Origin of the sequence: Vibrio sp. B1REV9 (genome assembly GCF_905175395.2) — a bacterium.
Lineage (GTDB): Bacteria > Pseudomonadota > Gammaproteobacteria > Enterobacterales > Vibrionaceae > Vibrio > Vibrio alfacsensis.
The window spans coordinates 1,057,510-1,070,404 of sequence record NZ_HG992746.1; the positions used below are offsets into that span (position 1 = coordinate 1,057,510).

Below are 12,895 nucleotides of genomic sequence, written 5' to 3' on the forward strand. Positions count from 1 at the left end.
AAAGGTATGAATTCCATTGCCAGCTCGCTTTCTTCAAGTGTGGTTAACTATGCTTTTCTAGACATTTCAGTTTTCGTGTCTTTCCAGTATTGAATGCGAACACGATGCAACTGAGCTTTTCTCATCTTTTTCATAGTAATCTCCCTCATCTATATAGGTAACGCTCATCATGAGCTTATTGTCTAAGGCTTTATTCCCCTCCAATCTATCGGGGATTGAGTCAATTAACCGTGACAAATTTCACAACATAATGATAAAAATCGAGTCGTTGCAGTCATTTTTTGACCAGTTGAGCTGTTTTATCTTGTTGCTACGGTAAAATTACTCTCCGCTTATGACAGAAAAATTTCAATCAAGTTCCCTGCAACACCTTTAATAAAATTTTAATTTACTTACTGCTAGCGTGAATCCATTTAATCTGTGATCTCAAACACCTTTTAGCGAATTTAGAAATCTCTCTAAACAAGATATTAGCCAGTTCATTTGTAAGAGATCTCTTACAAAACATGTAAGCCAAACGACTAAAAATATCTAAGATTGAATTACAGTCAATAATAACTAACTGATATTTTTGAAAAAATTGCAAATCCACATATTGATATCTCTATTTTTCTTTGCCTAGCTAATTGAGAGCCATCAGTAAAACGTCAATACTAAATGTGTCGACAGGATGTTGGCGGGAACAGGAAAAAGCCTAAAGGATTGGGTATCTTCAGGAAGAAGATTTGGTAGCTTAGGATGAGTTATCAGCAAGGATGTAGTTAAACTCTAGGATAGAGTTCGCCAGTCAGGATGACGGGCAAGAATGGACACCGCTAGGAAGGCGATGAACAAGGAACTCGGTTAAAGGATTTAGCCACAATCAAGGATAGATGCAGGGAGCACCTATTAGTAGCCGGATTGCTGCGAAGAAGAATAAGCCCCGTCTGGGAAACCAGGCGGGGTTTTATTTTGCCTGCCATTTCTCTTTGTTCCACTCTCCATCATGCTATTATTTCCACAACTTCTTTAGCACGCTTACGGCAAAACATTCCCTATGCTCAATCCAGTTTGGTTACACACATTTAAAACCCTTGTCGAAGTCGGCCACTTTACTCAGACCGCAGAAAAGCTCTACATGACCCAACCCGGCGTCAGCCAGCACATTAAAAAGCTAGAGCAAGCGTGTCAGCACCCCCTTATAAAACGTGAAAACAAAAGCTTCGAGCTGACTGAGCAAGGTCGCATGGTGTATGCCTACGCGCTAGATCTGGAAGAGAAAGAGAAAAACCTACTGGAAGATTTGAGCTTCGATGACCCCTTTGCTGGCCATTGTAAACTGGCTTGTTCTGGGGCACTTGCGTTAATGCTATTTGACCCTCTACTTGAGAAACAAAAACAACACCGTAGCCTGTCCATTCATTTAGAAGCCGCGCCCAACCAATCTATTCTAAATGGTGTTGCCGATGGCCGCATTGATATGGGTATCGTGACTTATTCACCGAATAAAAGCGTGTTCCAGAGCGAGCAAATTGGCCGAGAAACCTTGTGTTTGATCTTGCCGAAATCTTATCAAGGAAAAACACTAACGCCTGAGGCCCTAATACGTTGTGGTGTGGTTGGTCACCCTGATGCTGAACACTACATGACGCTATTTTTCGACCAATGTGCAGAACCTTTACTTAAAGAGATTAAGGTTAGCGATATGCCACTCTCTGGCTACGTAAATCAATTAAGCCAAATCCTATTGCCTGTCAGTAAAGGACTTGGTTTTACTGTTCTACCATATAGTGCGGTTGAGAGCTTTTCTTTACGAGAAGAGTTGTATGTGGCGGAATTAAAACAACCCGTATACGAAGATTTGTTTTTGGTGAGAAAACGCAGTCGCACACTGCCACTGCGATACCAGACCATCAAAGAAGTATTATTGGGGGTTATGGGAAACGAATACCTCTTATCTGAGCTCTAAGCTCTAAGCTCTAAGCTCTAAGCTCTAAGCTCTAAGCTCTAAGCAGCCATCCAAACGGCTAAGTTTGTTTGAGTCACCATCTAAACACTTAATAATTGAGGTCAAATTGCGCTTTAATTTTGTTACATGCATCCCAAAAAAATTTGCTCATACACATTATTTTTCTTTTCCAAGCCCTTGACAGACGCTCGCTGCAAGGGCTGAGAGCTCGATAAATTATTTTTGTCGTGTCGAGCATTTTTTTTAGTTTTTATCATCAAAGAAAACACCCTAAGGTTCGCCCTCTGACGACGTGGTTGTCCAACCACAATTCTAAATCGTTGAAGAGAGTGGGTTCTGTCACATCATTCACACCTACTCACTATACTCTATACTTACTTTTTTAATTTGGTACTGACTTACTAAGGAATTGCCATGCGTATTGCTATTCTTTCTCGTAATGAGAATCTATATTCAACCATGCGCCTAAAGCAGGCGGGTGAAGAGCGCGGACATCAAGTTGATGTTATCGATACTCTGCACTGTTATATGGATATTACGAGTAACAACCCTAAGATTCGTTACAAGGGTGAAGAATTGCCAAAATACGATGCGGTCATTCCACGCATTGGTGCATCTATCACTTTCTACGGTACAGCTGTTGTACGTCAGTTCGAAATGATGGGTACATTCTGTGTGAATGAATCAGTAGCAATTAGTCGCTCACGTGACAAACTGCGCTCAATGCAGTTGCTTTCACGCCAAGGTATCGGTCTACCACGTACTGGTTTTGCCCACCACCCTGACAATATTCAAGACGTGATCAAAAACGTTGGTGGCGCACCATTGGTTATCAAGCTACTTGAAGGTACTCAAGGTATCGGCGTTGTACTTGCTGAAACAACCAAAGCAGCGGAAAGCGTGATCGAAGCATTCATGGGCCTAAAGGCAAACATCATGGTGCAAGAGTTCATTGAAGAAGCTAACGGTGCGGATATTCGCTGCTTTGTTGTAGGCAACAAAGTGATTGCAGCGATGAAACGCCAAGCAAAAGAAGGCGAGTTCCGCTCTAACCTACACCGTGGTGGTTCTGCTCAACTGGTTAAGTTAAGCAAAGAAGAGCGTGCAACTGCACTGAACGCCGCGAAAGTGATGGGTCTAAATCTATGTGGCGTTGATATTCTTCAATCGAAAAATGGCCCTGTTGTAATGGAAGTCAACTCTTCTCCAGGCCTTGAGGGAATCGAAACCGCAACAGAGAAAGACGTTGCTGGTATGATCTTCGATTTCATTGAGAAAAACGCTAAACCAAACGCTAACCGTACTCGCGGTAAAGGTTGATAATTCTTTCAGAAAGAGCCTAATTTGAGGTTCTTTCTGAAAACCATCGCTAGGATGAGACTATGAATCAGAAAATGATCATTGGGAACGCCGAAGCAATTTGCTTACCTGAGTTAGGGATTACTCACCTAGAAGCGCGCATCGACACCGGTGCACAGACTTCTTCTATCCACGTAGATAACCTTGAATGTTTTGAAAAAGACGGTGAATCTTACGTTGAATTCGATTTGCACCCAGACGTTTACCACTTAGAGCAAGTGGTTCGCTGTAAAGCGCTAGTTAAAGCAAATCGTAAAGTTAAATCATCAAACGGCACATTTGAGCACCGTTATGTTATCACGACAATGTTGCGTATGGGCGGTCAAGAATGGCCAATCGATATTACGCTAACAAACCGTGGCAAAATGACATACATGATGTTACTAGGCCGTCAGGGTATGGCAGACAAAGTTCTGGTAGACCCTAGCCAATCGCACCTACTGGCGCCATAATCCCCGTAGCTACAGATGAGTGAACTTCACGGTCGCTCATCTGGCTCTTTACGCCTTTCTTGAAATTACTTTCTTCTTACTTTCTTTCTTCTTACTTTCTTCTTATTTCCTTTCTTTTTATTCAAATGGCTTTCTTACGTCTTAATAGAGAGCGAACCAACCCTTTTATCTTTATCTTTGTCACACGCCAATGTGTGATCGGCCTTGTCGGCGCAGTATTCATAATGTGTTGGTAAGCATTGTAGTCGAAATCGACCTCCCCTCCGTGCGCAACCAACAAACACGCTGGATTCATTTCAAAGACTCGCAACAACGATTGACGATACTGATTTGGATGGAATATAGGAAAAGGCGCAATCAAATGGCTTTTTACTTTCACCATTAAGTCTGCCACATACAATACGTTTTGTTCAGCGTGATATACGGATAAGTCTCGATCAGTATGCCCTGGCGTTTCCAGCACTTGCCAATCTTCAAACCCGGGGATCACGTCGCCATCCACCAGCTCGATATCAGGACGAAGCTTTCGTGAATACCACAAGTTGCGCTTGATCTTTCGCATTCTATTCGCCATCCACCGAGCCAAAACCAAATCGGTCAAGTGCATAAGCCAACCGTCTAAACCACCATACCAATGATGCTCTCGCTTTGCTGCCAACACTTTACATCCCGTTAAATCACGCAGTTTGTGCGCGGCACCAGCATGATCAGGATGCATATGTGTCACCACCACCAACTTGAGTTCGCTGAAAGGGCGATGAAGCTGGTGTTCAATAAAGTCTTTCAGATTCGGGATATCTGCTCGACTAGCACCATCAAGCAGCATCAATTTATCTGAATACTCAGCAAGATACATGGTTTGAATGTAACCTTGGATTCTATGTAACTGCAAAACGTATCCTTGTTTTCTTAGTCATAGGAGATGTTTAAATGGCGAAAATATTCCCAAGTAGTGAACGTCAATTTACCACAGACACCAAAAACTGGTCAGACCAACTATAACAGTAGAATGGACACTGTGTTAAATTAATGTTTACAGAACACATCCATAACAAACCATTGTCGATAGGATAGATTATAATCACTAGACTCCCGCTTGCTTTTGACCGTTAATGCGCGCACACGGAGTTCGTGTCGGGGTATGAGGCTAATGCCTCATGATTTGCTTTTTTGTACTTTGTCTTCTATTAAATTAAAGACTTAAGTACATTTTTGTGAGATTCGATGTGGAAAAAGCATCCAAATTAGATCGCATTCGTGCGGACTACAACGTTCACTACTGGAGCCAAGGCTTCTACGGAATTGATGACCAAGGCGAGGTATATGTATCACCTCGTAGTGACCGCGCCCACCAAATCCCTTTCAGTGCCATTGTCAATGAGCTAGAAGCAAGAGAACTTAACCTACCAGTGTTAGTTCGCTTCCCGCAAATCGTGCATCAGCGTGTGCATGGTATTTGCCAAGCATTCAACCAAGCCATTGAAGAATACCAGTACCCAAACAATTACCTACTTGTCTATCCAATCAAGGTAAACCAGCAGCGCGAAGTCGTTGACGAGATCCTTGCGAGCCAAGCTCAATTGGAGACCAAACAACTCGGTCTTGAAGCGGGCAGTAAACCAGAATTGTTAGCGGTATTGGCACTGGCTCAACAAGGTAGCTCCGTTATTGTATGTAATGGTTATAAAGACCGTGAGTACGTGCGTCTTGCGCTGATCGGCGAGAAATTGGGCCACAAAGTATTTATCGTACTAGAAAAGCTAACCGAGCTTGATCTAGTACTCGAAGAAGCAAAAAGCCTAGGCGTAACGCCTCGACTTGGTTTGCGCATCCGCCTTGCATCTCAAGGTGCGGGTAAATGGCAAGCAAGCGGCGGCGAGAAGTCGAAGTTCGGCCTATCAGCGTCACAAGTATTGAGTGTGATCGAACGCCTAAAACGCGAAGACAAACTGGATACCATGCAATTGGTTCATTTCCATCTAGGCTCACAGATGGCAAACATCCGCGACGTGCGCAATGGTGTAAATGAATCCGCTCGTTTCTACTGTGAACTTCGTGCAATGGGTGCCAACATTGATTACTTCGATGTTGGGGGTGGCTTGGCTGTCGACTACGACGGTACTCGTAGCCAATCTTCAAACTCAATGAACTACGGACTTGCTGAATACGCACGTAATATCGTGAATACCGTTGGCGACGTGTGTCAACAGTATGAACAACCGATGCCAGTGATCATATCTGAATCAGGCCGTTCTTTGACCGCCCACCATGCTGTTTTGATTTCAAACGTGATTGGTACAGAAACTTACCAACCAGAAGAAGTCTTCGAACCTGCTGAAGATGCCCCTATCTTGTTACAGAATATGTGGCGAAATTGGGAGAACTTGCAAGATGGCACCGATGCTCGCGCATTGATCGAAATTTATAATGATACCCAAAGTGATTTAGCAGAGGTACACTCGCAGTTCGCAACTGGCGTGTTGAACCTTGAACAACGTGCGTGGGCAGAGCAATTGTCACTACGCATCTACTTCGAGCTAAGCCGCCAGATGAGTACAAAGAACCGTTTCCATCGTCCAATTTTGGATGAGTTGAGCGAACGTCTTGCGGATAAGTTCTTCGTAAACTTCTCTCTTTTCCAATCGCTACCAGATGCATGGGGTATTGATCAGGTGTTCCCTGTTCTTCCACTTTCAGGACTAGGTGATGTAGAAGAGCGTCGTGCGGTGATGTTGGACATCACTTGTGACTCCGACGGTGCTATCGACAACTATGTTGATGGCCAAGGTATCGAGAGCACGCTACCCGTACCAGCATGGAGCAACGACAAGCCGTATCTAATGGGCTTCTTCCTTGTAGGCGCATACCAAGAAATTCTTGGCGATATGCACAATCTATTTGGCGATACCCATAGTGCAGTAGTCAATGTTGATGAACATGGTCAATTCGAGATCAGTTACATCAACGAAGGTGATAGCGTAGAAGACATGATGCGCTACGTTCATATCGACGTAGATGCGATTCGTGACAATTACAAGCAATTGGTTTCCGCGCGTGTTGAAGCCAATGAACAAGAACAAATCCTGGCTGAACTAGAACAAGGTTTAGCAGGCTACACCTATTTAGAGGACTTCTGATATGAATGATTTGTTTACTAAAACCGATTATTCGCTTTACTCCAACTCTATGTCGTTTCTTCGTCGACCGTACATCAAAAACCCTGTATCGGCAGACGCAGACGTTGTAGTGCTTGGCGTTCCTCTGGACATGGCGACTTCTGGTCGTCCTGGTGCGCGTATGGGTCCAGATGCGATCCGTCGTGCGTCAGTAAACCTTGCTTGGGAAGGCAAGAAGTTCCCTTGGGACTTCAACGTATTTGATAAATTGAAAGTGATCGATGCAGGTGACCTTGTGTTCGATTGTGGTGATGCGGAAGATTTCACTTACCGCCTAGAAGCGGCAACAAGCGAAATTCTAAAAAGCGGTAAGACAATGCTAGGTTTGGGTGGTGACCATTTCATCACGCTACCAATTCTACGTGCGTACGCAAAACACCATGGTCAAATGGCACTGATTCACTTCGATGCCCATACTGACACATACGCAAACGGCAGTTCTTACGACCACGGTACTATGTTCTACCATGCGCCAAAAGAAGGACTGATCTCTGCGAAGAACTCAGTTCAGATTGGTATTCGTACTGAATATGACCAACAAGATCACGGCTTCAATGTGATCAACGCGATGCAAGCGAACGACATGTCTGTCGAAGAAATTCTGGCAGAAGTTCGTCGCACGGTTGCGGATAAGCCAGTGTATGTCACTTTTGACATCGACTGTCTGGATCCTGCGTTTGCTCCAGGTACAGGTACACCTGTTTGTGGCGGTCTGAACTCAGATAAAATTCTGAAAATCATTCGTGGTTTCGCAGGCATGAACATCGTGGGTATGGACGTTGTGGAAGTCTCTCCTCCATACGACCACAGTGATGTCACAGCGCTAGCTGGTGCAACTATCGCTCTTGAACTGCTTTACGCATACGCTTCAGGTCGTGAATAACGAAAGTTGTTCTCAATGAGCACAGAATTTCAAAGGGAGCTTCGGCTCCCTTTTTAGTTTTCAACATTCAACATTCAACATTCAACATTCAACATTCAAAAAAATAGATTAGTTTTTCTAATCCAAATCATAGATTTTTATCTTGCTCAAGTTCACACTTTTTGGTTGCTAAGTCAGCAGCCAAGCTCTAATATCTCGCGCCTAGATTCCCTAATCACTTTCTTTATTTAGCTCTCCTATATGGAGCGCTAAGGCTTTTTACGTCTTAAATTTCTGGAGAGATGCGCAAATGTCCGCCACGTTTCCATTAGCGAAACTTACCTTTTTAATCGCAATTCTGACTGCCGTAGGTCAAATGACTCAAACGATGTACGTGCCTTCTATCGGTCATATGGCGGGGGAGTTCTTGGTATCAGCGTCTTCACTACAGGCGGTGATGGCTTGTTACCTGATCCCTTACGGTCTATCGCAATTTGTATACGGTACGCTTTCTGATCGCCTTGGTCGTAAACCGATCATTATCGCTGGTCTGATCATCTACATTCTCGGTACTTTAGTCGCGTTGTTTGCCCATGAATACGAATGGTTCTTAGCTGGTAGCTTCATTCAAGGTTTGGGTATTGGCTGTGGGGGAGCGATGTCTCGTACTCTAACTCGTGACTGCTTTGAAGGTCCTGAACTACACCGCGCAAACAGCTTGATCAGCATGTGTGTGATTTTCTCACCACTGATTGCACCTGTGCTTGGCGGTTACCTCACTGAAGCGTTTGGCTGGCGTTCAAGTTACTTATTCTTAGCGCTATTTGGTATCGCTGTTGTAATCACCATGATGACAAGTATGATGGAAACACTACCAAAGGAACGTCGCAAACATGAATCGGTCGTAAAAAGCTACAAATTCGTACTGTCTGACAAACGCTTCCAAGGTTTCTTGTTGGTGCTGGTCGCAACATTCGCGGGCGTAGCAGTATTTGAAGCGGCAGCAGGCGTACTACTGGGCGGCGTATTAGGTTTGCCGGCAACCACAGTCAGCTTGCTTTTCGTATTGCCAATCCCTGGTTATTTGGTTGGTGCTGGCTTATCAAGTTACATTGCGCAGCGTCGTTCTGAGCGTCGTGCATTGAACGTAGGGTTGGTCGCAATTTTTATTGGTTCTGCCGTTGTCCTAATTCCTGGTTTATTTGGTATGACAACAGCTTTGACACTTGTTGGCGGCGCAACCATCTACTTTTTGGGTGCAGGCATTTTGTTCCCAGCAGCAACAACTGGCGCTCTATCTCCATTCCCATACCATGCTGGTACTGGTGGAGCGATTTTGGGCGGTATGCAAAACCTTGGGGCGGGTATCGCGACATTATTAGCGTCATTCTTCCCGGCACAAGATCAAATGCCATTGGGTTGTTTGATGATGGCAATGTCGATCATCGCAATGCTTGGCTTACGTTGGGTTAATCGCAAGCACGATCACTCAAACGAAATGCCATTGGCTATCTAAAACAAGTATCGACTTTACCCAAAAGGGACATGCTTTTCAGTATGTCCCTTTTTTGTGACACGAATAGCTCCCATCTGCCAGTATTTGCATTTAACATCCCTACCAATATTTGATAAAAGAACCATTGCTTAAATACATATCGAGCCAGTATCCGATATAAAACACATCACTGGAAGAAAACCAATGTACCTGAACTCTCAATTAAAAGGATACTGGCATTAAAACGAGTAAGGTACAAAATAAGGACATACAGATGCGCTTCACTTTGACTACTCTGGCCGTTTCGGCTGCGCTCATCACCGGATGCAGCAACCAAGGAATACCAACCATGAATGAATACTCCCAATCGCAACTCGTTGCTCAACAAACTCAAGCTCCTGTTGCCAAGAAAGTCCCTCATGCAATGACGATTCATGGTGATACACGAATCGATAACTACTACTGGATGCGTGATGATGAAAGACAAGATCCAGAAATCTTGCAGCACCTTGAACAAGAAAATCAGTATGCAGAAACCGTTTTAAAGCACACTGAAAGATTGCAAGAACAGTTATTTGAGGAGATCAAAGGTCGCATAGCAAAAGATGATAGCTCAGTGCCAGTGCGCAAGGGAAAATACTATTACTCAAATGAAGTCACAGGCGACAATGAATATGAAGTACACCTACGTGCTAAAGACTTTGCTGGCACAGATAAACACGTCATCTTAGATGTAAACGAACTTGCGAAAGAACATGAATTTTTCAGCATTGGCGGGTTAAATATCAGCCCAAATGAAAACCTTTTGGCTTACGGCGAAGATACCCTGAGCCGTCGCATTTACACCATCAAAATAAAAGATCTCACAACAGGTGAATATCTAAAAGATGAAATCGAAGGCGCCTCAAGTGCAATAGCATGGCAGAACGACAACCAAGCTTTCTACTACATTAAGAAAGATCCACAAACACTACTTGGTTACCAAGTTTATCGCCACGTTTTGGGTACACCTCAAGCAAACGATGAACTGATCTACGAAGAAACTGACAGCGCTTACTATACTTTCTTAAGTAAAAGCAAAGATGGCGAACAAGTCTATATCTGGCACTCAAGCACAGAAACGAGCGGCGTTTCAGTCATTGATGCCAACAACCCTAATGCTAAAGCAGAACTATTCTATCCGCGAGAAACGGGCATTGAGTACAGCATCGCTAAACTGGGCGATTGGTACTACATCTACACCAACTATCAAGCGGTGAACTTCCGTTTGATGAAAGTTAAAACCAAAGACATGCACGACCGTTCAAAGTGGGTCGATGTCATCCCGGCAGACAACAACACTCAACTTGTCGATTTCGATTTATTCGATGATCACCTCGTTTATGAGCAACGTACTAACGGCTTATCAACCGTTAAGGTTCGCCAGTTATCAACAGGCAAAGAGTTCCCACTTGAGTTTAACGATACCGCTTTTGCTGCTTATCTGACAGGTAACTACGAATTAGATAACTCAAAAGTCCGCATCTACTACAGCAGCCTAACCACACCAGGAACTTACTTTGATTTCGATCTCAATACGGGCAAATCCGAAATCATGAAACAAACACCTGTACTCGGTGATTTTGATGCAGATAACTATCAATCCGAACGCATCATGGTGACCGCTCGTGATGGCAAACAAGTGCCAGTATCACTGGTTTACCGCAAAGACCTGTTTAAAAAAGATGGTACCAATCCAATTTACCAATACGGTTACGGCTCTTACGGTGCCACTATCGAACCAACATTCCGTTCAACCCGATTAAGCCTACTTGATCGCGGTTTCGTTTACGCGATTGCTCATATCCGTGGATCTGAAATGCTTGGCCGTCCTTGGTATGAAGACGGCAAAAAGCTGACAAAACAAAACACATTCAATGACTTTATTGATGTAACAAAGGGCCTTGTTGAGGAGGGGTACGGAGCAAAAGAAAAAGTGTTTGCCGTTGGGGGGTCAGCTGGAGGATTGTTAATGGGTGCAATCATTAACCAAGCACCTGAACTGTATCGTGGTATTGGTGCTCACGTACCGTTTGTGGATGTCGTCACCACCATGCTAGATGAGTCGATTCCTCTTACTACCAACGAGTACGACGAATGGGGTAACCCGAACGATGAAACCTACTACGATTACATGCTGAGCTACTCTCCATACGATAATGTGAAAGCTCAGAACTACCCGAACATGTTGGTGACAACAGGTTTGCATGACTCACAGGTGCAATACTTTGAACCGATGAAGTGGATAGCCAAACTTCGTGAATTGAAAACCGATTCCAACGTACTGCTGTTCAAAACTGATATGGAAGCCGGTCACGGTGGCGCTTCAGGTCGATTTAAACGATTAAAAGAAGATGCACTAGAGTACGCGTTTTTCTTAGATTTGCTTGAAACCAAGTAAGCGTCTCTTACTCAGTCGAAAACATAATGCCTGCCATTTGCGGGCATTTTTAATGAGACGTTTTCCACCTCATTTAGGATCTCAACAAAAAGAAAAACGCCTACTCATAACAAGTAGGCGTTAACACAATATTCGTGTTTAGGCAGTAGAAACTGTCCTATTTATTAGAAGTAGTAACGAGCACCTAGTGTCCAAGAATCATCTTCTGCTACACCAATATCATTACCAAGGTCGAACTGGTAACCTGCATAAGTGTAGAATGATGGCGTTACTGCATACTCCGCTTGTAGTGCAGACTGGCTGTATAGTGTTTTACTTGTTTTGTCATTTTCTACCGATTCGTAGTTCACGCTCAGCGTTAAATTGTTAAATCCGTATGCCAATAGACCTTCAAGCTGGACTGTCTCTTCTAAATCGTCATAGAAGTATTCATTCATACCGTACACGATAGCGGCATAAAGACCAGAGCCGTATTCGCCGTAGTTAGCAGCGAAAATGTGCGATGTCGCATCTTTTTTCATAGTGCCGATAGTAACATCACCACCGCTGTACACGTAACCTAGGCCAAAACCAGCAAGCTTAGTGCTTAGTGCAATTTGACCACGTGCATCATACATGTCGTGTTCACCTTGCCAACCTACACCTAGATTGAAACCAAAACCTTCGCCAAACTCAAAACCTTTACGGTAACTTAGCATTTTTTCCGCACGACCAGAACCAAGGTTATAGTGATCGTCGTAAAGGAAGTCATTCGCGTAAGCGATTGGTAAATCGGCAACACCTGCTACGTCGTAGTATGGAGACCATTGCGTACCACCCACAACACGACCGAACTGTTCATGCGTCGCACCTAGGTAGCCTAAACGTGTAGCAAATGAGTTCTCGCCACCGTTTAGGTAGTTCAATTGCCATTCACCTTTCACGTCTACGGTTACACCGTGTCCAATGTCTTTCTTACCTGAGATGTTAATACGTGGTGAGTTAGTACCAACTTCAGTGTTACCTTCATCAGAACCATTCAAGTTAACAGAAACGTGACCACCGATAGCCATAGAAGTGCCATCATTGTTGTAGATTTCTGCTGCGAAAGTCTGTGTACCACATGCTAGTGCCGCCACTGCAACGGCTAGAGTTTTCATTTTCATTGTTAACATCCATATAGT

Annotated in this window: 9 protein-coding genes; 7 read left to right on the top strand and 2 right to left on the bottom strand. The window is 44.0% G+C overall.

Going from position 1 to position 12,895, the window contains the following annotated elements; translation table 11 throughout:
- Positions 1-1,036 precede the first annotated feature (1,036 nt).
- From KHN78_RS18785 to KHN78_RS18795, 3 genes are all read left to right on the top strand, one after another.
- A complete protein-coding gene (locus KHN78_RS18785; RefSeq protein WP_211918068.1) occupies positions 1,037-1,948 on the top strand; it encodes a LysR family transcriptional regulator in 912 nt (303 codons plus the stop codon).
- A gap of 414 nt (positions 1,949-2,362) precedes the next feature.
- Positions 2,363-3,268, top strand: coding sequence for a 30S ribosomal protein S6--L-glutamate ligase (gene rimK / locus KHN78_RS18790; protein WP_128812517.1), 906 nt, complete (start codon positions 2,363-2,365; stop codon positions 3,266-3,268).
- Between the two features lie 62 nt (positions 3,269-3,330).
- Positions 3,331-3,759, top strand: coding sequence for an ATP-dependent zinc protease (locus KHN78_RS18795; RefSeq protein ID WP_211918070.1), 429 nt, complete (start codon positions 3,331-3,333; stop codon positions 3,757-3,759).
- Positions 3,760-3,880: 121 nt separating this feature from the next.
- Here the strand turns inward: KHN78_RS18795 and KHN78_RS18800 are convergent, their stop codons facing one another.
- Positions 3,881-4,615, bottom strand: a complete 735-nt coding sequence (locus KHN78_RS18800) for an MBL fold metallo-hydrolase (protein WP_211918941.1) — start codon at positions 4,613-4,615, stop codon at positions 3,881-3,883.
- Between the two features lie 370 nt (positions 4,616-4,985).
- Between KHN78_RS18800 and speA the strand changes: the two genes are divergently transcribed.
- The 4 genes from speA to KHN78_RS18820 all read left to right on the top strand — a co-directional run bounded on the left by speA (position 4,986) and on the right by KHN78_RS18820 (position 11,732).
- Positions 4,986-6,896, top strand: coding sequence for an arginine decarboxylase (gene speA, locus KHN78_RS18805; RefSeq protein ID WP_211918072.1), 1,911 nt, complete (start codon positions 4,986-4,988; stop codon positions 6,894-6,896).
- A gap of 1 nt (position 6,897) precedes the next feature.
- Positions 6,898-7,818, top strand: a complete 921-nt coding sequence (gene speB, locus KHN78_RS18810) for an agmatinase (protein ID WP_045409451.1) — start codon at positions 6,898-6,900, stop codon at positions 7,816-7,818.
- A gap of 289 nt (positions 7,819-8,107) precedes the next feature.
- Complete coding sequence (gene emrD / locus KHN78_RS18815; protein WP_211918074.1) at positions 8,108-9,313, top strand: multidrug efflux MFS transporter EmrD; 1,206 nt, start codon at positions 8,108-8,110, stop codon at positions 9,311-9,313.
- 253 nt (positions 9,314-9,566) lie between these two features.
- Entirely contained in the window at positions 9,567-11,732 is a 2,166-nt protein-coding gene (locus KHN78_RS18820; protein ID WP_211918076.1) for a S9 family peptidase, read from the top strand.
- A 164-nt stretch (positions 11,733-11,896) separates the two neighbouring features.
- On the opposite strand, the gene KHN78_RS18825 is transcribed toward KHN78_RS18820, so the two are convergent.
- On the bottom strand, positions 11,897-12,877 hold the full coding sequence (locus tag KHN78_RS18825) for a porin (RefSeq protein WP_211918079.1): 981 nt from the start codon (positions 12,875-12,877) through the stop codon (positions 11,897-11,899).
- Positions 12,878-12,895: the final 18 nt, after the last annotated feature.